This is a genomic window from Sulfolobus islandicus Y.N.15.51 (genome assembly GCF_000022485.1).
Lineage (GTDB): Archaea > Thermoproteota > Thermoprotei_A > Sulfolobales > Sulfolobaceae > Saccharolobus > Saccharolobus islandicus.
The window spans coordinates 831,670-854,841 of the sequence record NC_012623.1 but is presented as its reverse complement, the minus strand read 5'-3'; the positions used below and the strand labels follow the sequence as shown (position 1 = coordinate 854,841).

19 protein-coding genes and 1 tRNA gene are annotated in these 23,172 nt (G+C 34.8%); 10 read left to right on the top strand and 10 right to left on the bottom strand.

Annotation, left to right across the window (positions count from 1 at the left end):
• Positions 1-20: 20 nt before the first annotated feature.
• The 4 genes from YN1551_RS04600 to YN1551_RS04585 form a co-directional block, all read right to left on the bottom strand.
• A complete protein-coding gene (locus YN1551_RS04600) occupies positions 21-1,430 on the bottom strand; it encodes an NAD(P)/FAD-dependent oxidoreductase (protein ID WP_012714021.1) in 1,410 nt (469 codons plus the stop codon).
• Positions 1,431-2,438: an adenylosuccinate synthetase gene (locus YN1551_RS04595; protein ID WP_012714022.1), complete on the bottom strand. Its 1,008-nt coding sequence runs from the start codon at positions 2,436-2,438 to the stop codon at positions 1,431-1,433.
• A 124-nt stretch (positions 2,439-2,562) separates the two neighbouring features.
• A complete protein-coding gene (locus YN1551_RS04590; RefSeq protein ID WP_012711870.1) occupies positions 2,563-3,612 on the bottom strand; it encodes a formate--phosphoribosylaminoimidazolecarboxamide ligase family protein in 1,050 nt (349 codons plus the stop codon).
• On the bottom strand, positions 3,613-4,626 hold the full coding sequence (locus YN1551_RS04585; RefSeq protein ID WP_048052291.1) for a formate--phosphoribosylaminoimidazolecarboxamide ligase: 1,014 nt from the start codon (positions 4,624-4,626) through the stop codon (positions 3,613-3,615).
• A gap of 55 nt (positions 4,627-4,681) precedes the next feature.
• Between YN1551_RS04585 and purB the strand changes: the two genes are divergently transcribed.
• The 4 genes from purB to tes all read left to right on the top strand — a co-directional run bounded on the left by purB (position 4,682) and on the right by tes (position 9,014).
• Positions 4,682-6,037: an adenylosuccinate lyase gene (gene purB / locus YN1551_RS04580; protein ID WP_457852656.1), complete on the top strand. Its 1,356-nt coding sequence runs from the start codon at positions 4,682-4,684 to the stop codon at positions 6,035-6,037.
• A 73-nt stretch (positions 6,038-6,110) separates the two neighbouring features.
• Positions 6,111-6,198 (top strand) — tRNA-Thr (locus YN1551_RS04575).
• Between the two features lie 55 nt (positions 6,199-6,253).
• The gene (locus YN1551_RS04570) at positions 6,254-7,204 is read left to right on the top strand and encodes a thiamine-phosphate kinase (protein ID WP_012714024.1); all 951 of its coding nucleotides are present in this window, start codon (positions 6,254-6,256) and stop codon (positions 7,202-7,204) included.
• Between the two features lie 61 nt (positions 7,205-7,265).
• The gene (gene tes, locus YN1551_RS04565) at positions 7,266-9,014 is read left to right on the top strand and encodes a tetraether lipid synthase Tes (protein WP_012714025.1); all 1,749 of its coding nucleotides are present in this window, start codon (positions 7,266-7,268) and stop codon (positions 9,012-9,014) included.
• A 221-nt stretch (positions 9,015-9,235) separates the two neighbouring features.
• Here tes and YN1551_RS04560 read toward each other — a convergent pair whose 3' ends face one another.
• Genes YN1551_RS04560 through YN1551_RS04540 form a run of 5 tightly spaced genes read right to left on the bottom strand, consistent with a single transcriptional unit; the run spans position 9,236 to position 12,862 of the window.
• A complete protein-coding gene (locus YN1551_RS04560) occupies positions 9,236-9,778 on the bottom strand; it encodes an MBL fold metallo-hydrolase (protein ID WP_012711875.1) in 543 nt (180 codons plus the stop codon).
• Positions 9,775-10,515 (bottom strand): phosphoribosyltransferase family protein, encoded by a 741-nt coding sequence (locus tag YN1551_RS04555; RefSeq protein ID WP_012711876.1) that lies wholly within the window; start codon positions 10,513-10,515, stop codon positions 9,775-9,777. Before YN1551_RS04555 ends, YN1551_RS04560 begins: the two co-directional genes overlap by 4 nt.
• A gap of 1 nt (position 10,516) precedes the next feature.
• Complete coding sequence (gatB, locus tag YN1551_RS04550) at positions 10,517-11,944, bottom strand: Asp-tRNA(Asn)/Glu-tRNA(Gln) amidotransferase subunit GatB (RefSeq protein ID WP_012714026.1); 1,428 nt, start codon at positions 11,942-11,944, stop codon at positions 10,517-10,519.
• A 6-nt stretch (positions 11,945-11,950) separates the two neighbouring features.
• Entirely contained in the window at positions 11,951-12,601 is a 651-nt protein-coding gene (gene upp, locus YN1551_RS04545; protein ID WP_012711878.1) for a uracil phosphoribosyltransferase, read from the bottom strand.
• A 9-nt stretch (positions 12,602-12,610) separates the two neighbouring features.
• Positions 12,611-12,862, bottom strand: coding sequence for a 30S ribosomal protein S28e (locus YN1551_RS04540; RefSeq protein ID WP_039698603.1), 252 nt, complete (start codon positions 12,860-12,862; stop codon positions 12,611-12,613).
• A 69-nt stretch (positions 12,863-12,931) separates the two neighbouring features.
• Between YN1551_RS04540 and YN1551_RS04535 the strand changes: the two genes are divergently transcribed.
• Both YN1551_RS04535 and ndk read left to right on the top strand, forming a co-directional pair.
• The gene (locus YN1551_RS04535; protein WP_009990483.1) at positions 12,932-13,117 is read left to right on the top strand and encodes a 50S ribosomal protein L24e; all 186 of its coding nucleotides are present in this window, start codon (positions 12,932-12,934) and stop codon (positions 13,115-13,117) included.
• A 3-nt stretch (positions 13,118-13,120) separates the two neighbouring features.
• Complete coding sequence (gene ndk, locus YN1551_RS04530; RefSeq protein ID WP_012711881.1) at positions 13,121-13,537, top strand: nucleoside-diphosphate kinase; 417 nt, start codon at positions 13,121-13,123, stop codon at positions 13,535-13,537.
• Here ndk and infB read toward each other — a convergent pair.
• On the bottom strand, positions 13,526-15,328 hold the full coding sequence (gene infB, locus YN1551_RS04525) for a translation initiation factor IF-2 (RefSeq protein WP_012717280.1): 1,803 nt from the start codon (positions 15,326-15,328) through the stop codon (positions 13,526-13,528). The two genes, ndk and infB, sit on opposite strands and share 12 nt — an antisense overlap.
• A 383-nt stretch (positions 15,329-15,711) precedes the next feature.
• On the opposite strand from infB, the gene YN1551_RS04520 reads away from it, so the two are divergent.
• The 4 genes from YN1551_RS04520 to rpoA2 are packed head-to-tail and all read left to right on the top strand — an operon-like array spanning position 15,712 to position 23,168.
• Positions 15,712-15,966 (top strand): DNA-directed RNA polymerase subunit H, encoded by a 255-nt coding sequence (locus YN1551_RS04520; RefSeq protein ID WP_012711883.1) that lies wholly within the window; start codon positions 15,712-15,714, stop codon positions 15,964-15,966.
• Positions 15,963-19,358 (top strand): DNA-directed RNA polymerase subunit B, encoded by a 3,396-nt coding sequence (locus YN1551_RS04515; protein ID WP_012716411.1) that lies wholly within the window; start codon positions 15,963-15,965, stop codon positions 19,356-19,358. Before YN1551_RS04520 ends, YN1551_RS04515 begins: the two co-directional genes overlap by 4 nt.
• On the top strand, positions 19,351-21,993 hold the full coding sequence (rpoA1, locus tag YN1551_RS04510; RefSeq protein ID WP_012714029.1) for a DNA-directed RNA polymerase subunit A': 2,643 nt from the start codon (positions 19,351-19,353) through the stop codon (positions 21,991-21,993). The genes YN1551_RS04515 and rpoA1 overlap by 8 nt, the downstream gene beginning before the upstream one ends.
• Entirely contained in the window at positions 21,990-23,168 is a 1,179-nt protein-coding gene (gene rpoA2, locus YN1551_RS04505) for a DNA-directed RNA polymerase subunit A'' (RefSeq protein ID WP_012711886.1), read from the top strand. The genes rpoA1 and rpoA2 overlap by 4 nt, the downstream gene beginning before the upstream one ends.
• The last annotated feature ends 4 nt before the right edge of the window (positions 23,169-23,172 follow it).

The following is a 23,172-nucleotide window of genomic DNA, read 5'->3' as shown; positions in this document are numbered from 1 at the left end:
AAAGGCGTTAACGTGATATATTAATCTAACCCTAACTTAATAGCAATTCCTCTTGCAGCTAATATACCAGTTGCGGCAGCTACGTTTATTCCTCTAGAAAGTCCAGTTCCATCACCAGCTGCGAATAAATTATCAACTACAGTTTCCATATTATTATCCACTACAGCTCTTACGCTATAGTATTTTATTTCTGGTGCATATAGCAGCGTATTTGAAGAGAATATACCTGGTGCTATACTATCTAGCCTTTCTAAACCATCTATTAAATTATCTACTACTCTGTAAGGAAGTCCCATACTTATGTCTCCTGGTGTCACATCTCTTAAGGTTGGTTTTACGGTAGACCTATTTATTCTCTCCCACGTGCTCCTTCTTCCTTTTTGAAAATCTATTAGCCTTTGTAATATTGGTTTCCCACCACCTAGTCTAGTCATTAATCTAGCTATGCTCTTGCCATATTCTATAGTATCCTCAAGTGGATCTGAAAGTTTAATCGTAGTTAAGAACGCAAAATTAGTATTATTGCTCTTTTTATCGACATAAGTTTCTCCATTAACTCCAATAGTTCCGTCATCGTAAACCTCTTTCATAATATATCCTCTTGGATTAACACAGAACGTCCTTACTTTATCATCGTACCTCTTAGAGTATAATATTACCTTGGGATCCCATACAGCTTCTGTAAGTTCATCAAATACAAAAGACTCAGTTTCTACTCTTACTCCTATATCCAATGGCCCTGGTATGGTATCAACTCCTAATTTTTTAGCTTGCTCATAGAACCATTTAGCACCAGCTCTACCAGGAGCTGCAATGACTATTCTAGACTCTATTTCACCTCTTGAAGTTTTAAGTAAGAATTTATTACCCTTCTTCTCTATATCTATGACCTCCGTTAGTTCACCGATTTTAATTCCCTTCTTCTCAACGTAGTTTACAATATTCTCTATTATTAATGGTGTTTTATCGGTCCCCATATGTCTTTGTCTAATTGGAACAAACTCAGCACCTACCTTTGCAGCTCTTCTTTGTATTTCTTTGACTTTTTCCATATTTGGTTCAAATACCCTGTCCTTTGGAGCTCCAAATTTTACGAAAATATCATCAACATAGTTTATTAATTCTTGTGCCTTATCCCAACTTCTCGTTATTTCATGCAATTCTCCTCCAATATCTGGCCTAAGGTTTATTATTCCACTACTGAACGTTCCCGCTCCTCCAAAACCATACATAATATGGCATGGATCACAAAATGTACATTTCTCCTTCGGGGACAAAAGTGGGCAAGTTCTTTTACTTGCTCTGGCTCCCCTATCGACTAATAGTATCTTGTAGTTGGAAACATTGTCTTTAGCCAAATTCGCTAGTTCATATGCAGCGAATAGTCCAGCTGGACCTCCTCCAATTATTACAACATCATAAGAGCTCATTTACTTCACCTCCTCTCTAAGATCTATCATGTCGTATGCATCTTCTCCAGTGCCAATAAGTCCAATAGGTGTTTTTAGTTCTTCTTCTAGTTCATCTAACCATTTCTTGGCTTCAGTGGGTAGTTTTTCATATTCTCTGACTCTATACGCATCCTTAAATAGGGCGTCTAATTTGGTTATGGCGACTATTGTAGCTGAATTTATTCTAATGGCTTCTCTTGCAAGTTTAGTATTAAATGGTGCAACTCTCCTCAATCTCCCAGTTACTGTACCATATTCTGCCAAACCAAGTTTTTTTGCCTCTTCTTCTGTTAACTCACCCTCTAGTGGGCCTTTTCCTACTCTGGTAACGTAGCTCTTGAAGGTAATTATTATGTGATCCACATATTTTGGTCCTATTCCGGCCTCGCTTAATATTCCTGATGCAGTAGTATTTCTACTAGTTACATATGGATATTCGCCGTGGTATAGACTTAGATAATGTCCTTGAGTTCCTTCTATAAGGATATTGTAACCATTCTCTAAATAATCCAATATTTTACTAGGAACATCTATGACGAACTTTTCAAGTTCTTTATAATCCTTTGCTAACTTTAACTTTCTTAATATTCTTTTACTCTCCGCATATCCGACGCCTTGGCCAGTGCTCCCAATTACATTCATAAGATACGGATCGTTTTTCTCCTCTCTTACCTCATCTTCAGTTATAATTCCAACATGTGAATCAATATATAATCTATCATAAGTTTCAGTTTCCCTCATCTCTTTAAATAGGACGTCTAATGACGTAAGTGCCCCGGGAGCTAGAGCTAATTCAGTGGATTTATTTACAAATGCAGATGGGATAATCCTTAGCTTCCATATCTTTCCTGAATACGTAACTGTATGGCCAGCATTAATAGACCCTGTTCTCACACTTAATTTTGGTTTATCTTTAATACCTAAATAAGCTGCTACTTTTCCCTTTCCTTCATCACCAAAAAATCCTCCAACAATTAATTCTAGCATCAAACACCGTTTTGTATACCTCTACTTTATCTTATTTAAACATATCTATGCGTTATTTATCATTATAGAAATCTAGACACTTTCGTAGTATCTCTTTAATTAACGTAAAAATCATAATGACATATTAAGTTAGTATTTTTTCAGTAAGATTATTTATTATAGCGTGCTTTATCTCTAATGCTATTCTTCTTCCTAAACTTATTGGCTTTCCGAAGTAAAATTTAGAGTATTGACTCCCAATTCCCATATATGCATTTGTACCACCCCCAATTCTTGGAGCGACATCGTATACGACAAGATCTAAATCTGGAGTCACCATAACTTGTAGAGTAAAGGGTCCTATTATTCCGGGAGGTTCAAGTTTTTGTGTGGCCTCTACAAATCTATATCCTATCTCAAAGACTTTTTCTAATAGACTTTCTCTTATTGTTACTGGCTCATGGCCAACCTCTATCAGTCTTGGTATCCTACCTAATTTTATTTGTATGTCAGCAGGCAATCTATATAAGCTATCCCAATCACTTTGAATTCTTCTATCCACGCTTATTAGTTCTAGTCTATTAAATATTGGGCTGTAGAAGTAGTTAAGATTAAAGTGAGCTCCGAACACGAATTCCTCTATTACCATATTTTTTAAACCTTTATTATCTATTACGTTATTTCTTAATAATTCGTTAAGTTTAACTTCAAAATCTTCCTTGTTTACAGCAAAAAAGAATCCTCTTTCAACTTTCCTTTTAGCCTCAGGTAGTTTAACTATTACTGGTCTATCGATCTCTTCTGGTTTGAATAATTTGGGTATAGAGATTTTCGCCTCATTTAGTATTTTATAATAATTCTTTTCGCCTACTCTTTCTTCCCATCGTAACATATATCTGTTGCCAAAGACTTTTGTTTTCATGTTTTCTATTCCATCATAACCTACATAAACCGCTAAGCTCCTATTAGGAACAATTATTGCATTTTCGCTGAGTAAACTATCTTGCACCTTATCCGAGATTATTTCTTTAAAATCATCCAAGATCATACATTTATCCATGATTGCTTTAAATTCCAAATAAGGCCTTTCTCTTCCTTTTTTACACAGCCCTATTGTTTGAAAACCTTCATCTTTAGCTCCATCGAAAACGTCAAGTGCAGAATGGCTAGCTAGTGCAGCTATCTTGACATTCATTTAACTCACCACAAGACTTAACTTATCTTTTTCGTTTGCAACTCTGATTTCTCTTGCGATCCTTCTTCCCATACTCATGGGCTCATCCCAGTAAAGCCAACTATATGGGCTTCCATTTATGTATAAGTTAGTTCCGGCAACTATTCTTCCAGAGAACTCGAAAACCACTATATCTGAATTATCAGTCACTATTGACTCTAAACAAAATGGTCCTATCATTCCTGGAGATACTAATTCCTTAGTAGTTCTAACGAAGTTATTGGCGTATTCTAAAGCAACTGGTAGTAGGCTTTCTCTGGCCACAGCTGGAATATTACCAACAACTACAAACGTAGGGTCTATTTCAAGTTCTTTCATATACTCATAAGTAAGTCTTCTAAGCCCATCTATGTTAGTCTCATATCTTATATCTATTCCGAAGATTTCTGTTCTATTTATAATATTACTATAGAAAAACTGAAAATACATTGGAACTCCTATAACATATTCTTGGATAATTACTTCAGCTTCATCTCTTATCATTTTACTCTCAATGAGCTTTTGAATTCCCTCTTTCACTTCACTTTTGTTCTTGGCTAAGAAGTATCCCTTACCCCCTTTAGCTCCGTTAAGCTTTACAATTACTAATCTATCCACATCCTCTGGTCTTTCAAAGATCTCTGGAATCTTTATGTTTGACTTTTTAAGTAGTTTCATTTTCTTTTTCTGATTAGCCTCCCATTCGAATATTTTCCTATTCCCGAAAATTTTTGTCTCAATTCTATCCACTCTTTCCTTGCCTAAATATTCTACTAAACTTCCATGTGGGATCAATATTCCATTATCCTTAATCTCATTAATCATAGATACTGCTTCATCTAGACTAGTATACGCAGAAACACTATTAATGAAACTAAAATTTTTATAGAATCCTTCTCTTTTATTATCTGTTATTATCATAGTTTGAAAACCTTCCTTTTTAGCCCCATGCAAGATTTGTAATGCAGAATGACTACCGATTGTAGCAATTATCATTGTTGTGAGATTACAGTATAAGTTAATAAATGTTGAACATACTTTACAATTAGCCATGGAAGATGGTATATGTCCTTTAGAATGGAGATACGGTAGTAATGAGATGAGAAAGCTTTTCAGTAGAGGAGAAATCTTGAAGAGGAGAATTCAAGTAGAAATAGCGTTACTAAAAGCATTAAGCAAATATGGTTTAGTAAAAGAGGAAGATATCCAAAAAGTTGAGAAAGCTTCATTAACAATAAGACCAGAAGAAGTTGATGAACTTGAATCAAAAATCGGTCATGACGTAATGGCTATGGTAGTGCTAATGGCAGAAAGGAGTGGAGACTCAGGGAGATATGTCCATTTTGGAGCAACAAGTTATGATATTGTAGACACAGCTTACGCGTTAATATTTAGAGACGCAATAAGATTGGTAAAGAGAAAAATAATGGAAATATTGGAAATAATGATTAGTTTAGCAATTAAGTACAAAGATTTAGTAATGGTAGGGAGAACTCATGGACAGCACGCATTACCTATAACCTTAGGCTTTAAAATTGCTAATTACATCTATGAATTTTCTAGGTCGTTAGAGAGATTAAATGAGGTTGAGAAAAGAATAGTAAAAGGTAAAATAGCAGGTGCAGTTGGCACGATGGCTGCTTGGGGCAATATAGGGTTAGAAATCGAAGAAAATATTATGAAACTTTTAGAATTAAGACCTCATGAGATTTCAACTCAAGTTGCTCCACGAGACGCGTTTGCAGAATTAACTTCTGATCTTGCAATTTTAGCATCTCAATGTGATAGATTCGCATTAGAAGTTAGAGAATTGATGAGACCGGAAATAAATGAAATAAGTGAAGGCGTAGAAGGTCGTGTAGGAAGTAGTACTATGCCTCAGAAGGAAAATCCAGTTACGTCAGAAAAGATTGGGGGTTTAGCTAAGGTTTTACGCTCTCTTGTTGTAGCGTCATTAGAAAATATTCCATTATGGCACGAAAGAGATCTGACTAACAGTTCGTCAGAGAGAATAGTAATATCACACGAATTTCTAATTATCGACGAAATATTGGATAGTATGACAAATCTTTTAAGGAATCTAAGAGTTAACTTCGAGAATATTGAAAAGAATTTGAACTTGACTAAAGGACAAATAATGGCAGAAAGTCTGATGATAAACTTAACCTTAAAAGGCATGAAAAGGCACGAGGCTCATCAGTACGTTAGCAAACTAACGTCAAAAGTAAGGCAAACTGGAAAAACGTTATTAGAGGTTTGTCTAGAGGATAATTTGATTCTAAGTTATTTCTCTAAGCAAGAACTTGAGAACGTATTTAACCCTAAAAACTACCTAGGATCTTATGATAAGTTAATAGAGAGAGCTATAGGCTATGCAAAAGCAATAATTAAAGGTTCAGAAATATGAGAAGCTCAGAATAGATGAAGCAAAGTTCATATTTTAAGCTTTAAATAATCCACTAAATATATAGTAAAATGATGCCGCCGTAGCTCAGCCTGGTTAGAGCGCCGGCCTCGTACCCAAAGTGAGATAGCCGGCGGTCGCGGGTTCGAATCCCGCCGGCGGCTTTAAAGCATTATTTTTGAGAAATTAAATAAGACTTTGATAAGTAACTAATACTTTGTGAAACTTAAAGATATAGGCGAGCACGAGTTCATCAAGAGATATATTAAGAATTACGTGGATATTAAACTATTAGACGATGTATTCATTCATGAAAAAAGAGGATATAAGGTGGATGGATTCAAGCTATCCTATACTTTTCCGTTTATGTCACTCTACGATATTGGATGGAAAGCGATTTCAGCCTCTACCAGTGACATTATAGCGAAGGGAGTCAAACCGGAATTTTATTTAATTTCATTGGGTTTACCACCAGATTTTGATGTGAATAAAGCAGAAGAACTTATTAAAGGTATATCTGATGCTATCCATTATTATGGAGGAAGGTATATAGGAGGTGATTTAAATGATTCTGATTCTAGTGGTTGGGTTGATGTTTTTGTAGAAGGAGAAGTTTTATGTGATATTAGCAATAAAGATATTGATGATGGCGATCTTTTAGTAGTTGGCGATTATATTGGTTATACCACGAATGTTTTTATTTCCTATATAAACAATTTTAATATACAGATCTTGCCAGAATCATTACTTAAAGTAAAACATCCTATTGTTAGAAAGTCATTACTATTTTTTATGAAAAAATATTGTAAGTTCATTAAGTATTCTACGGACATTAGTGATGGTCTTATGGTATCTTTATACAAAATAATCGATAATTTCGATTTAGGGATAAATATTACCGAAATTCCAATTGATAAAAACGTGTTCAATACGCTAAAGCTTCGTTTAAATTTAACTGAACTCGATATTTTAAAGCATGCCGGAGAGGAGTTTTTGCCCTTGCTAATTATAGACAAAAATTCGCCGGTAAAAGAAATGTTAAATGAACTTCAATATCTAGCATTTAATCCGTTAATTATCGGGCAAGTTATCCATGAAAAGAAAGTAGTCATATATAAAAATACATTCATTAAAAATACTGGATGGGATAATTTTATAGGTTGGTATTAACTGAATGTACGTAAGTCAAAGAGAATATCTTTATATATAAAGATCGGCAATCATACTTTCAATGGCTCAGACAGTAAACACTGAAAGGCATTCGAGACTTTTGCCTGCACCGTCAAGTTTCGAGGAAGGAGTAGTCAAATTTGGAGATAAAGAAATTAAGATAGGAGGACCCTTACCAACATTAGCTAAATATGAGAAGTTAGTTAGGGTAACTCATTCACTGTGTCCAGCGTGCTATAGGCTTTTGCCAGCTACTATATTTGAAAAGGAAGGAAAATTATTCATAAGAAAAATATGCCCAGAACATGGAGAATTTGAGGACTTATATTACGGAGATTCTAGTTTATACTATAAGTTCGACTACTGGGAGTATGAAGGAAAAGGACCTAAAGTCCCCTATGTCGACTTGAAATCTCCTTGTCCTTATAACTGTGGATTATGTCCGATGCATCATCAACATTCAGCATTGGTTAATTTAGTAATAACAAATAGATGTGACTTATCTTGTTGGTATTGTTTCTTCTATGCTGAAAAGGCAGGATATGTTTATGAACCTACGTTAGAGCAAATCAAGTTTATGGTAGATCAATTAAAGAAACAAGATATTACGCTGGTTATCCAAGTTACTGGAGGAGAGCCTACATTAAGGGAGGATATAATAGAAATAGTAAAGATGCTTAGAGAGAACGGTGTAAAACATATTCAATTAAATAGTTGGGGAGGTACTTTTGCCAAGCTGTATTTAGAAGATCCCGATAAGGCGATTAAATACGCTAGAGCTCTTAGAGAAGCTGGAGTGAATACTGTTTATATGAGTTTTGACGGTACTACTAGAAAAACTAATCCCAAGAATCATTGGGAAATTCCATACACGTTAGAAGTATTTAGAAGAGCGGGAATGACAAGTGTTGTATTAGTTCCTACTGTAATTAAGACAGTTAATGATAATGATCTAGGTAATATAGTTAAGTTCGCAGCATACAATATGGATGTTGTTAGGTCAGTAAACTTCCAGCCAGTGAGTTTAACAGGAATGATGAAAAGGAATATGAGAGCTAAATTCAGAATCACGATACCCGAAGTTATAAAGAATATAGAACAACAAACTGATGGTGAGATAACTAAGGATAGTTGGTATCCGATAGGTACTTCTGTTGTCTTCTCAAGGCTAGTTGAAGCATTAACTGGTAAGGAGCAATTCGAAATGGCTAATCATCCTTCTTGTGGAGCTGGAACGTATGTGTATGTAGAATGGAGAAATCATGAACCTCACTTCATACCAATTTCGAAGTTTATTGACTTAGAAGGTTTGCTAGAATATCTTAAAGAGAAAGAAGAAGAGTTAAGGGAAGGTGCTAACAAAGTATGGGTTGCAAGTAAAGTATTGTATAGTATAAGGAAGTTCATAGATAAAGAACAAGGACCTAAGGACTTTGATGTATATAAGATGCTCTATAACATAATAATTCATCATAACTACGAAGCACTTGGAGAGTGGCACTACAGAACATTATTCTTAGGAACTATGCACTTCATGGACTTATATAACTACGATGTACAAAGAGTGATGAGATGTGATATTCACTATGTTGTTCCAGATGGTAGAGTAATCCCATTCTGTACCTATAATGTATTAAATGATTTGTATAGAGATAAAGTACTGAGAGAATATCAAATACCTCTTGATAAATGGACTAAGGAGCATGGGGAGAACTCATTAGGTGATGCTATAAAGTATAAACGTATGGCCTCAACCTTAGAGAATTCCGAGATCTATAAGAATACTTATAAATCCTTCCAACAAATGTAACTTAATTTAATTAAAAATATTTTTCTAATGAAGTTTTTTCTTGTTTTCTAAACAGCTGTTTTTTATTTGGAATTAAATCTTTGAACCAAACTCTTAGATTGCAATCACTTCGTCTTTTACACAATGTGCAGCACTCATAACAAACATTAATTTTGAGTATTGAACAATACTTTGTTTCCTTTATTTTTCCACAAGATTGACAATTTTCCTCGAAGACCATTCTAATCACTCACTGATCTACATTTGTTTACATCGCAAATATATTTTATGTGTTTAGTATATTGAGTGATCTTTGTATTACTTCCAGAAAACAAAACATCATTATATTTTACTATTATATTTCCATTAGTGATACTTTTACTTAGAAGTATTAAAAAATTATCCAAAATATACTGTTTTTGCTTAATTTCTAACGATATTGGGGATGGAGTGTATGTTCTATTTCCACACTCACCTTTTCTGATCATTATAGAGTCTGGAAAATGGGCTATTGTAATTGGTTTAAATAAATTATAAATATAGTATAATCCACCACTATTTTCGAATTTACAGCTTGTTAATATGACGTATTTTAGTTTGTCCTTTCCTTTTAAGATTTCTAAAAGACTCTCTATTACATATCGAATGTTAACACCAGTTGTAGTGTCAATAAGCGTATAATATTTTTTTTCGTCGTCATAAACTAGATACGCATTGGCATCATTATCATCTATTAATCTACCACCTATGGCGTAAACGTTTCTTTGAATTTTAGCTATACTCATACTTTAAAAAGCACCATAAGATTTATATCTTTGTTTGCGAATTTATACTTCCAAATATCAGTATTAGTTGCTATTATAAGAGCACCTACTACATTTGCATTTGCTTTACCTATTAAATTATAAAGTGAAAGCAGTGTTTTTCCACTTCTAATTACATCATCGACTATAAGTATTTTATCTTTTTTTGAAATGTAATCTCCTCTTAAGTAAATTGTTGAAATTACGCCATTGCTTTCTCTGATATTTTCCTCAATATATTGTATCTGAGTAGAGTCCTTATGTTTTTTCGATATTATGAGAGGTTTTTCTAATATTGAAGCTACTATTGTAGCAAATGGGATTCCGTTTGATGCAATACCTACTACTTTTGTTATATCATTAACTTTATTTAACTTAATTAAATATAATTCCAGAAATGTTCTTAGCAAGTTAGGATAAAATAGTAGGTTAGATACATCTATGAAATCATCTTCATAAACTCTTATTTTTCTTATAAAGAAATTATATAGAAACTCCTTATTCTTTATCCTTGTAACGATTTCTAAAGCTTGTCTCTCGCTAGGTATTGTTCTCCCATTAACGTATCTACATATCAAACTTTCTTGAATATTGAAGAAATTAGATAATTCTTTATAAGTATAAATATTTTTCAATTCTTTTAAGATATCAACACTAAATAGCCTAAGCCGTAATTCTTTTTCCTTTATTTGACTATCCTGCATCATAAAAATCTCCATGCTAAGCTAAACCTAGCTTCTGTTTTATCATTTCAACTGTCATTTGAGGATCTGCTCTTTTTCCCGTTTTCTTCATTACCATTCCTACTAAATAATTCACAACTTTCGGATCTCTCTTAGCCTTCTCTACAGCCTCTTTCTCTTCGTTTAATACTTCATCTATGATCTTTTCTAAGTAATTTTCATCTTTAATGTTTGTCATGCCCTTTTCCTTAATCAGTTGCCCCGGAGTTTTTCCAGTTAAGATCATTTCAGGTAATAGCTCTTTTATTATTTTTATTGATATTAAGCCAGAATCTAAGTATTCAAATAGTTCGATAATATGATTAGCTTTAGCTTTACTTTGGGTTACCGTGATATTATTCTCATTAAGCCATCTCATGTAATCGTTAATTAGTAGATTTGCAACTTTAGTATAGTTTTTATACTTGTTTGTAATTTCTTCAAATAAATCCGCTAACGCTTTTTCATTAACCAAAACTTGAGCTTGATACGGGGTAATATTGTATTGTTTTACAAATCTCTCTGCTCTCTGGTCTGGTAACTCTGGCATTTCACGTTTAAATTTCTCGATAAGCTCTGGTGTTATTGAATATGGTGGTAAATCTGGATCTGGAAAGTATCTATAATCCTCCTCTGTTTCTTTAGTTCGTAAAGGTACTGTAACTCTTCTTTCGTTATCCCAATGTCTGGTCTCTCTTTTTATGTTGATACCTTGTAGTACACTGGCTCTCTGTCTTGCGATTTCATAATTTATAGCATCCTCCACGTCTTTAGGAGAACCTACATTCTTAACCTCAACTCTCTCTCCTCCTTTTACTGATATATTTACATCAGCTTTCATTGCAGCTTCAATACTACAATCACATATACCTAAATGTTCTAGAATTGATCTTAATTTTTCTAAGAAGAATCTGGCTTCCTTAGCAGATCTTAGATCTGGTTCTGTCACAATTTCTAACAATGGTGTGCCTGATCTATTATAATCTAGTAACGTATATTTGCTAGTTAGTATAGAACCAGTAGGGTAGACTATCTTTGCTGGATCTTCTTCTATATTTATTCTTCTAATTCTTATGATTTTATCGTTTAATTTGATATAACCGTCTTTTGCTATGGCCATACTACCTGGTCCATCATATTGAGATATTTGATAATTTTTAGACATATCTGGATAAAAATAATGTTTCCTATCAAAAATTAATTTCTCAGCAATTTGGCAGTTAAGGGCTAATGCAGTTAAGATGCCATATTTTACTGCATTTTCATTCAATACTGGAATAGCCCCAGGTAATCCTAAACATACGGGACAAGTTACTGTGTTTGGATCTTTTCCAGTATAATCCGATGGACATGAACAGAACAGTTTAGTTTTCAACGCGGTTATGTGAACATGAACTTCCAATCCTATTTTTACATCATCATCCACATCTCATCACCCAAATGCTCTATCTCCAGCGTCTCCGAGACCAGGCAAAATATAGCCTTTATTATTAAGTTCAGGGTCAATTGTAACTGTGAAAAGGTAAATAAATGGATATTTAGAGAGAATTTTGTTGGCTCCATATTCTGAAGAAATTATTGACACAATATATATTCTTTTAGGATTGGCTCTCACAACTTCTTCAAGTACTTTTAACATAGTACTTGCTGTTGCAATCATGGGATCTGCAATTATTACGTTATCAACTTTAGCTCTTATATTTGGTATTTTTTTGTAGTATATGTAAACGTCCATATCTTTTGGTACTTCTTTCCCATCGACTTCTACTCTACTTGCCCCTATCACACCTTGTCTCGCTTTAGGAAATGCCTTAAGTAAACCCTCAACTAAGGGTACTGCGGCTCTTAATATGTTTATAATGACTATGTTGTTTAGGTCTGTTATATCTATCCCTTTAGTTCTAGCACCTAATGGCGTTTCAACTTCAACTATTTCGTAATCTAATGTATTTGCTATTTCGTACCCCAGTATTCTCCCTAATCTTACCAGATTTTTCCTAAAGTTAATTTGATCGGTATTTTTATCTCTAAGTTGCGTTAATATATGTAATGTTAAAGGTTTATCGATTACGTATAATGGCATTAGTTTTTGTTACCTCTTAGTTGTTATTTTTCTAGCTTCCCTCTCTGTCTCTCTTAATATTAGAATATCACCTACTCTTACTGGTCCCTTTACGTTTCTGGTAAGTATTCTCCCTTTATCCCTACCCTCTAATACCCTTACTCTTACTTGGGTAACTTCTCCAGTTACACCAGTCCTATCTAAAATTTGGATAACTTCCGCGGGAAATCCAAATTCTTCTATTATAGATGAACTTTGTGATTGCTGGGTTTTTTCACTCATTTTTCCACCAGCTATTACTATGAACAATTCACTTAAATACTTCACCCATATTGTTTATTTGTGGTTTAAATGCCTACTACTAGGCAATGTAGTTTCTGTGGTCACGAAATACCTCCAGGAACTGGATTAATGTATGTAAGGAATGATGGTACAATCTTATGGTTTTGTTCAAGTAAGTGTAGGAAATCAATGTTAAAGTATCATAGAGATCCAAAGAAGTATAAATGGACTACTAGATACATGAAGGTTCGATGAAAAATGGTTATGCAAAGGACATTTGTAATGATAAAGCCGGATGGAGTTAAGAGAGGATTAATAGGGGAAATAATTAGTAGATTTGAGAAAAGAGGATTAAAAATTGTATCTCTTAAAATGGTGAAAATGTCAAGGGACATAGCTGAAAAATTATATGATGAGCACAAAGGAAAAAGTTTCTTTGAAGAACTTGTAAATTATGTGACCTCCGGTCCAGTAGTATGTATGGTGATAGAAGGTGATGATGTAGTACAAGTGATAAGGCGAATGATTGGTAATACGGATCCTAAAGAAGCTCCTCCTGGCACTATAAGAGGGGATTACGCGTTATCTAAGTCAGAAAACGTCATTCATGCGTCTGATTCTATCGAAAAAGCTCAGCGGGAGATGTCGTTATTTTTCGATAAATCAGATCTGTAATCCTAATCCATATAAAGGATCTTCTTTTCTCTTTATTCTTATTATTTCTTTTATTACTTCCCTCATATCATCTGTAATAGAACTTGGATACTTATTGGTCAATATCTCAAGGTCTTCTTTAGGCACGTCTGTGTATAAAATGTCTCCCTCATTTATATGTCTTCCTATCATTACATTGCCTTTAATTGATATTGCAACTTCCATTCCTTTAGTAGCCCTTTCGAGACTCTTCTTATTATCTTGGATTTGTAGTACCTCACCAACTCTCCTTCCATCTTCCTTAATTAAAGGATACTTGGGTCTTATGACACCTCCTATCACTTCAATACCTACTACTACTGGATCACTACGTCTAAATACATAACCCGGTAAGATCTTTATTTTACCTGGTAATATCAAAGTGTCAAATGTACGCCTTTTCTCTGCTTCTCTTATTTCATTTATATGCTTCTTGATATCTTCAATTAATTGATAAATTATTTCGTTATATAATATTTTTACTCCACTAGTATCAATTCCTTGTAACAATTTTACTCTAAAAGCAGCGATAATTCCATATTCCTTTGATCTTTGAGCTACTATACTCGCTTCTATAACGTCTCTTTTCGAAATTGGTCCTATATCTGCTAGCCTTATTGGTATCCCTTCACGCTGTAAAGCGCTAATTAAGGCCTCTAATGTTCCTAAACTATCCGCCTTGAGTACTATTCCATTAATATCACTGTAGAGTCTAACTTCCTTAATTTCCTCTTCTATCTGCTGTTTATATTGCTCAACTTTAGACTCGTCTTCTATCACATAAAGTGGCGATCCAGCTAAGGCTTCCTCTAAATTAGGTGCAGATATCTTCACTCCAGCTGCCGCATATACTTCATCTATCGGCGTTAAATCATATTTGCTTAATTTCATATCTTGTAATGGTCTAGGTACAAATATTCCCCTAACTTTAGTTATAATAATGCCGTTAATACCTCCTAATATTATAGTATCATTTTTCTTAAGAACTCCATCGTAAATTATAACATCTATGGTATGTCCTAACCCAGGATCTTCTTTTACTTCTAATATAACTCCCTTTGCCGGGCCCTCTGCAAACTTTAATCTAGTCTCTAAGTACCTTTGGGTTAGTCCAGCAAGTAATGCTAAAAGGTCTGCAATGCCTTCACCAGTCTTCGCAGAAACGGGAACTATTGCTACTGTTTTAGTGAAATCCTTTATTCTATCATAACGTTCAGCGCTAAAGCCTAAGTTTGCCAGTTGAGAAACTAAATTATAGACTAAGTTGTCTAAATAAACTTTAACATCGTTTCGTTGTTTCTCGATTGACGCTAAAAACGGTATGTCATTAGTTGATTTCCACCCTGGTATTTTATCTATTTTATTAGCAGCTATGAGAAATGGAACTTTTCTTTCTCTTAGTATTTGTATTGACTCTATTGATTGCTTCTGTAGACCTTCAGTTATATCAACAACTAGGATTGCAATATCCGCTACGCTTCCACCTCTTCTTCTCAAGTTCGAAAAATACTCATGACCGGGTGTATCAATAAATAATAATCCTGGTATCTGGAGTTTTATAGGTATTACCTTTTTAAGAGGTTCTGCTAATTTTTCAATTATATAACTCGGAACAAAACTAGCTCCTACCTCTTGTGTCATTTCTCCAGGTTCCTTTTTAACCACTGTTGTGCCCCTTATTTTATCAAGTAATGTAGTTTTTCCGTGATCTACATGGCCTAATACTACTACTATTGGTTGCCTAAGCTTTTTCTCAGAGTTACTAATTTTCATTCACCTATATGACCTTAATGCATTATTAGAATAAATTAGTTTGCCATGAAATTGCGTGGAAGACAGAATTTTCTTTTAATAGTATTGTTTATGCCTATAGTTTAGATATTAATGTAAAACTTACTTCTATATATTTAAAAATAATTAATATATTGTGGATGAATATTTTAACCAATAGGTCGCTTCAATACTATTAAGATTTAAGTAATTTCTTGTAGATTAGGAATAAATGATTCTAAAACTGGATTTAAGTTTTATATATGTATTTATGAATAAAATTACAAAGTACTTAAAAGCTAGCGCATTGAATATTATATAGCCTATTAAGTAAGTCAGAGTAAAACTCTTATTAACCAAATGTAGTATGTGAATAATGGTTAATAATGAGAGGATCATCTAATAGGAAAATTGATCCAAGAATTCATTATCTTGTACCTAAGCATGAGGTACTTAGTATCGATGAAGCGTATAAAATTCTAAAAGAATTAGGAATTAGGCCAGAACAATTGCCTTGGATAAGGGCCTCAGATCCCGTTGCTAGAAGTATAAATGCGAAACCAGGGGATATAATTAGAATTATAAGGAAGAGTCAATTATATGGAGAAGTTGTCTCGTATAGGTATGTAATTAGTGGGTGAATGAGTTGTCATCTAATTTAAGCATTGATGAAAAATGGAAAGTTATCGAAGCCTACTTTAAATCCAAGGGCTTAGTTAGACAACATCTGGATTCATACAATGACTTTGTTAGAAACAAGCTTCAAGAGATCATTGATGAGCAAGGAGAAATACCGACAGAAATTCCAGGTTTGAAAGTTAGATTAGGCAAGATAAGAATAGGAAAACCAAGAGTTAGGGAATCAGATAGGGGAGAAAGGGAGATCAGTCCAATGGAGGCTAGATTAAGGAACTTGACTTATGCTGCTCCACTATGGCTTACAATGATTCCAGTTGAAAACAATATTGAAGCAGAACCAGAGGAGGTTTATATAGGAGACTTACCTATAATGCTTAAATCAGCAATAGATCCAATATCACAGTATACTCTAGATAAGCTAATTGAGATAGGTGAGGATCCTAAAGACCCTGGAGGTTACTTCATAGTAAATGGGTCCGAAAGGGTTATAGTAACTCAAGAAGATTTAGCTCCAAATAGAGTTCTTGTAGATACAGGAAAGACGGGATCAAATATCACGCATACAGCGAAAATTATCTCGAGTACCGCAGGCTACAGAGTACCTGTTACGATAGAAAGACTAAAAGATGGCACATTTCACGTATCATTTCCAGCAGTTCCAGGTAAAATTCCGTTTGTTATTCTAATGAGAGCACTTGGTATATTAACTGACAGGGACATAGTATACGCAGTATCATTAGATCCTGAGATTCAGAACGAATTATTTCCCTCTTTAGAACAAGCAAGTTCTATAGCTAATGTTGATGATGCGCTAGATTTTATAGGTAGTAGAGTAGCAATAGGTCAAAAGAGAGAGAATAGGATAGAAAAAGCGCAACAAATAATTGATAAATACTTCCTACCTCATTTAGGAACTTCGGCAGACGATAGAAGAAAGAAAGCATATTATTTAGCTTATGCTATATCAAAAGTTATTGAACTATATCTAGGTAGAAGGGAACCTGATGATAAAGATCATTACGCTAATAAAAGATTAAGATTAGCCGGAGATTTATTCGCGTCATTATTTAGAGTAGCTTTCAAAGCTTTCGTAAAAGATTTAACGTACCAATTAGAAAAATCTAAGGTAAGAGGTAGGAAGCTAGCTTTAAAAGCATTAGTTAGACCAGATATCGTAACAGAAAGAATAAGGCACGCATTAGCTACTGGGAACTGGGTTGGGGGAAGAACTGGAGTTAGTCAATTACTTGATAGAACTAACTGGCTTTCTATGTTAAGCCATCTGAGGAGAGTAATATCCTCATTAGCAAGGGGTCAACCTAATTTCGAGGCTAGAGACTTACATGGTACGCAATGGGGTAGGATGTGTCCCTTTGAAACACCAGAAGGTCCAAATAGTGGACTAGTTAAGAATTTAGCGTTAATGGCTCAAATTGCAGTAGGAATAAATGAGAGGATTGTGGAAAAAACACTATACGAAATGGGAGTAGTTCCGGTGGAGGAGGTTATAAGAAGAGTAACGGAAGGCGGAGAGGATCAGAATGAATATCTAAAATGGTCTAAAGTTATACTTAACGGAAGATTAGTAGGCTATTATCGAGATGGGGAAGAATTAGCCAAGAAGATCAGGGAAAGAAGGAGAAATGGAGAAATTAGCGATGAGGTAAATGTAGGTCATATAGTTACAGATTTCATTAATGAAGTTCATGTAAATTGTGATTCTGGAAGAGTTAGAAGGCCACTTATAATTGTTTCTAACGGTAACCCGTTGGTAACTAGAGAAGATATTGAAAAGTTAGACTCTGGTTCTATTACCTTTGACGATCTTGTTAGACAAGGGAAGATAGAGTATCTAGATGCGGAAGAAGAGGAGAACGCTTATGTTGCTTTAGAACCTAGTGACTTAACTCCAGAGCATACTCATTTAGAGATATGGTCTCCAGCTATTTTGGGCATAACAGCGTCTATAATACCTTACCCAGAGCATAATCAATCTCCTAGAAATACATATCAGTCAGCTATGGCGAAACAAGCTTTAGGTCTATATGCAGCGAATTATCAGTTACGTACGGATACAAGAGCGCATTTACTCCATTACCCACAAAGACCTTTAGTTCAAACTAGGGCATTAGATATTATAGGCTATACGAACAGACCAGCCGGAAATAACGCTATCCTAGCTGTAATATCATTTACTGGATACAATATGGAAGATTCGATAATTATGAATAGATCCTCCGTTGAGAGAGGAATGTATAGGTCTACATTCTTTAGACTTTACTCAACGGAGGAGGTAAAATATCCTGGAGGTCAAGAAGACAAAATAGTAATGCCGGAACCAGGTGTTAGAGGATATAAAGGCAAAGAATACTATAGACTTCTAGAGGACAACGGAGTAGTCTCACCTGAGGTCGAAGTGAAAGGAGGAGATGTATTGATAGGTAAAGTTAGTCCTCCGAGATTCTTACAAGAATTTAAAGAATTATCTCCAGAGCAAGCTAAGCGTGATACCTCAATAGTTACTAGACATGGTGAAATGGGTATCGTAGATTTAGTTTTAATTACTGAAACTGCGGAGGGCAATAAGCTAGTTAAGGTAAGAGTAAGAGATCTTAGAGTACCTTCAATAGGTGATAAATTCGCCAGTAGACATGGACAAAAAGGTGTTATTGGTATGCTTATACCACAGGTTGATATGCCATATACTGTTAAAGGTGTAGTGCCTGATGTAATATTAAATCCTCACGCATTGCCATCTAGAATGACATTAGGCCAAATTATGGAAGGAATAGCTGGTAAATATGCTGCATTATCTGGGAATATTGTAGATGCTACGCCTTTCTACAAGACACCTATAGAACAATTACAAAATGAGATTTTGAAATATGGGTATTTACCAGACGCTACCGAAGTAACGTATGATGGTCGTAGTGGACAGAAAATTAAATCTAGAATATACTTTGGAGTAGTGTACTATCAGAAATTGCATCACATGGTAGCAGATAAGATTCACGCCAGAGCTAGGGGTCCAGTCCAAATTTTAACAAGACAGCCAACTGAAGGAAGAGCGAGAGAGGGTGGTTTGAGATTTGGAGAAATGGAAAGAGATTGTTTAATTGGTTTTGGTACTGCAATGCTCCTTAAGGATAGGTTATTAGATAACTCTGATAGGACAACAATTTACGTTTGCGATCAATGCGGTTATATAGGTTGGTACGATAAGAATAAGAATAAATATATATGTCCAATACATGGTGATAAGAGTAACCTGTTCCCAGTTACTGTATCTTATGCATTTAAGCTTTTAATTCAAGAATTAATGAGTATGATTATCTCACCTAGATTAATTTTAGAGGATAGGGTTGGATTGAGTGGGGGTAAAGGAAATGGGTGAAAAGAATATAAAAGGAATAAAATTTGGAATACTTTCTCCTGACGAAATAAGAAAGATGTCAGTGACCGCAATAATAACTCCAGACGTTTACGATGAAGATGGGACTCCGATAGAAGGTAGTGTAATGGACCCTAGGTTAGGTGTTATAGAACCTGGGCAGAAATGTCCTACTTGTGGTAATACTTTAGGTAACTGCCCTGGACACTTCGGGCATATAGAATTAGTTAGACCAGTAATTCATGTAGGCTTTGTAAAACATGTATATGAGTTTCTAAAGGCTACATGTAGAAGGTGTGGTCGAGTTAAAATTTCTGAAGACGAAATAGAGAAATATTCTAGAATATATAATGCAATAAAGAAAAGATGGCCATCTGCAGCCAGGAGGTTAACTGAATACGTAAAGAAGACTGCAATGAAAGCTCAAGTTTGTCCACATTGTGGCGAAAAGCAGTTCAAGATAAAGTTAGAGAAACCGTATAATTTCTATGAAGAGAGGAAAGAAGGTGTAGCAAAACTAACACCTTCCGATATACGAGAAAGATTGGAGAAAGTACCAGAATCCGATGTCGAAATATTGGGCTACGATCCTACAACCAGTAGGCCAGAGTGGATGATATTAACTGTTCTTCCAGTTCCTCCAATTACAATTAGACCTTCTATCATGATAGAGAGTGGAATAAGAGCCGAGGACGACCTAACTCATAAGCTAGTCGATATAGTTAGGATTAATGAACGATTGAAAGAGAGCATAGATGCCGGAGCTCCACAGCTAATAATAGAAGATCTGTGGGATCTTTTACAGTATCATGTTGCAACTTACTTTGATAATGAGATCCCGGGATTACCTCCTTCTAAGCATAGATCAGGAAGGCCATTAAGAACACTTGCACAGAGATTAAAGGGGAAAGAAGGTAGATTTAGAGGTAATTTATCTGGTAAAAGAGTTGATTTCTCATCCAGAACGGTGATATCTCCAGATCCTAATATTAGTATTGATGAAGTAGGAGTCCCAGAGATTATAGCTAGAACGCTTACAGTTCCAGAAAGAATAACCCCATGGAATATAGAAAAACTAAGACAATTTGTTATTAATGGCCCCGATAAATGGCCTGGTGCTAATTACGTGATTAGACCAGATGGTAGAAGAATCGATTTAAGATATGTTAAAGATAGAAAGGAACTTGCATCAACTTTGGCTCCCGGATATGTAGTAGAGCGTCATTTAACTGATGGAGATGTGGTTTTGTTCAATAGGCAACCTTCTCTTCACAGAATTTCAATGATGGCTCATAGAGTTAGAGTACTAAAAGGGTTAACATTTAGGTTAAACTTGCTTGTATGTCCTCCATATAATGCCGATTTCGATGGAGACGAAATGAACTTACACGTTCCACAGTCAGAAGAGGCAATAGCGGAAGCCAAGGAAATAATGCTTGTACATAAAAACATAATAACCCCAAGATATGGTGGTCCAATTATAGGAGCTGCTCAAGATTATATAAGTGGTGCATATCTACTAACAGTAAAAACTACATTACTAACTAAAGAAGAAGCCCAGCAAATATTAGGTGTAGCAGATGTTAAAATTGATCTTGGAGAACCCGCAATTTTAGCACCTAGAGAGTATTATACTGGGAAACAAATAGTAAGTGCTTTCCTACCTAAAGATTTTAATTTCCACGGCCAAGCTAACGTTAGCAGTGGCCCTAGATTATGTAAGAATGAGGATTGTCCACACGATTCGTATGTAGTAATTAAGAACGGAATATTATTAGAAGGCGTGTTTGATAAAAAGGCTATAGGCAACCAGCAACCAGAAAGTATTCTCCATTGGTTAATTAAAGAATATTCAGATGAATATGGTAAGTGGTTGATGGATAATCTATTTAGAGTATTTATTAGATTTGTTGAATTACAAGGGTTTACAATGAGACTTGAAGATGTATCTCTAGGAGACGATGTAAAGAAAGAAATTTACAATGAAATAGATAGGGCTAAGGTGGAAGTTAATAATCTAATACAAAAGTATAAAAATGGAGAGTTAGAACCAATACCCGGGAGAACTTTAGAGGAAAGTTTAGAGAACTATATTCTTGATACATTAGATAAATTAAGAAGCACTGCTGGCGATATAGCAAGTAAATATCTAGATCCATTTAATTTCGCTTACGTAATGGCAAGGACTGGAGCCAGAGGTAGCGTATTAAATATAACACAGATGGCTGCTATGTTAGGTCAGCAATCAGTTAGAGGTGAAAGGATAAAAAGAGGGTATATGACAAGGACTTTGCCTCACTTTAAACCTTATGACATCTCACCAGAAGCTAGAGGTTTTATATATTCCTCATTTAGAACAGGTCTTAAGCCAACTGAATTATTCTTCCATGCTGCTGGAGGCAGGGAAGGTCTAGTGGATACTGCAGTGCGAACTTCACAGAGCGGTTATATGCAAAGAAGATTAATAAACGCCTTATCGGACTTAAGGGCTGAATATGATGGGACTGTAAGAAGTTTATATGGCGAAGTTATTCAAGTAGCGTATGGCGATGATGGTGTATTTCCCATGTATTCAGCTCATGGTAAAACGGTAGATGTAAACAGGATATTTGAAAGAGTCGTGGGGTGGAAAACGTGATTGATGAAAAGGATAAATCTTATTTAGAAGAGAAAGTGAAACAGGCTTCCAACATTCTTCCTCAAAAAATTGTGGAAGATTTGAAAAATTTGATATCTAACAAGGAAGTACTGGTTACTAGAGATGAAATTGACAAAATCTTCGATTTGGCTATTAAAGAGTATAGTGAAGGACTAATAGCTCCAGGAGAGGCTATTGGAATTGTCGCCGCACAATCAGTAGGAGAGCCAGGTACACAAATGACATTAAGGACTTTTCATTTTGCGGGTATAAGAGAGTTGAACGTAACGTTAGGCCTTCCAAGACTAATAGAAATTGTAGACGCAAAAAAAGTTCCATCAACTCCAATGATGACCATTTATTTGACTGATGAATACAAACACGATAAGGAAAAAGCGTTAGAAGTTGCTAGAAAATTAGAGTATACAAAAATAGAGAATGTAGTTAGTTCAACAAGTATTGATATAGCTTCAATGTCGATTATTCTCCAACTTGATAATGAAATGCTTAAAGACAAAGGCGTTACTGTAGACGACGTTAAAAAAGCTATAAATAGATTGAAATTAGGAGAATTTGTGATAGATGAATCTGAGGGTAATACATTAAATATAAGTTTCGCTAATATAGATAGTATAGCTGCACTGTTTAAATTAAGGGATAAGATACTTAATACTAAAATAAAGGGAATAAAGGGAATAAAACGTGCAATAGTTCAGAAAAAAGGCGATGAATATATTATTCTAACAGATGGTTCAAATCTATCTGGTGTTCTAAGTGTGAAAGGAGTTGATATTGCCAAAGTAGAAACTAATAATATTCGTGAGATCGAGGAGGTATTTGGAATAGAGGCTGCAAGGGAAATTATAATTAGAGAAATTAGTAAAGTATTAGCAGAACAAGGTTTGGATGTTGACATGAGACACATATTGCTGGTTGCGGATGTGATGACTAGAACAGGTGTCGTAAGACAGATAGGTAGGCATGGTGTAACTGGGGAGAAGAATAGTGTGTTGGCAAGAGCCGCATTTGAGGTTACTGTAAAACACCTTTTGGATGCTGCAGCTAGAGGAGATGTAGAAGAATTTAAAGGTGTAGTAGAAAACATTATAATTGGCCATCCGATTAAACTAGGTACCGGAATGGTTGAATTAACAATGAGGCCGATATTAAGGTGATAAA

Excerpts from the sequence above, each read along its gene's own strand:
- YN1551_RS04600 (WP_012714021.1), bottom strand. The coding sequence starts at position 1,430 with ATGAGCTCTTATGATGTTGTAATAATTGGAGGAGGTCCAGCTGGACTA.
- YN1551_RS04595 (WP_012714022.1), bottom strand. The coding sequence starts at position 2,438 with ATGCTAGAATTAATTGTTGGAGGATTTTTTGGTGATGAAGGAAAGGGA.
- YN1551_RS04590 (WP_012711870.1), bottom strand. The coding sequence starts at position 3,612 with ATGAATGTCAAGATAGCTGCACTAGCTAGCCATTCTGCACTTGACGTT.
- YN1551_RS04585 (WP_048052291.1), bottom strand. The coding sequence starts at position 4,626 with ATGATAATTGCTACAATCGGTAGTCATTCTGCATTACAAATCTTGCAT.
- purB (WP_457852656.1), top strand. The coding sequence starts at position 4,682 with ATGGAAGATGGTATATGTCCTTTAGAATGGAGATACGGTAGTAATGAG.
- tes (WP_012714025.1), top strand. The coding sequence starts at position 7,266 with ATGGCTCAGACAGTAAACACTGAAAGGCATTCGAGACTTTTGCCTGCA.
- YN1551_RS04560 (WP_012711875.1), bottom strand. The coding sequence starts at position 9,778 with ATGAGTATAGCTAAAATTCAAAGAAACGTTTACGCCATAGGTGGTAGA.
- YN1551_RS04555 (WP_012711876.1), bottom strand. The coding sequence starts at position 10,515 with ATGGAGATTTTTATGATGCAGGATAGTCAAATAAAGGAAAAAGAATTA.
- upp (WP_012711878.1), bottom strand. The coding sequence starts at position 12,601 with ATGCCATTATACGTAATCGATAAACCTTTAACATTACATATATTAACG.
- YN1551_RS04540 (WP_039698603.1), bottom strand. The coding sequence starts at position 12,862 with ATGAGTGAAAAAACCCAGCAATCACAAAGTTCATCTATAATAGAAGAA.
- YN1551_RS04535 (WP_009990483.1), top strand. The coding sequence starts at position 12,932 with ATGCCTACTACTAGGCAATGTAGTTTCTGTGGTCACGAAATACCTCCA.
- ndk (WP_012711881.1), top strand. The coding sequence starts at position 13,121 with ATGGTTATGCAAAGGACATTTGTAATGATAAAGCCGGATGGAGTTAAG.
- infB (WP_012717280.1), bottom strand. The coding sequence starts at position 15,328 with ATGAAAATTAGTAACTCTGAGAAAAAGCTTAGGCAACCAATAGTAGTA.
- YN1551_RS04520 (WP_012711883.1), top strand. The coding sequence starts at position 15,712 with ATGAGAGGATCATCTAATAGGAAAATTGATCCAAGAATTCATTATCTT.
- rpoA1 (WP_012714029.1), top strand. The coding sequence starts at position 19,351 with ATGGGTGAAAAGAATATAAAAGGAATAAAATTTGGAATACTTTCTCCT.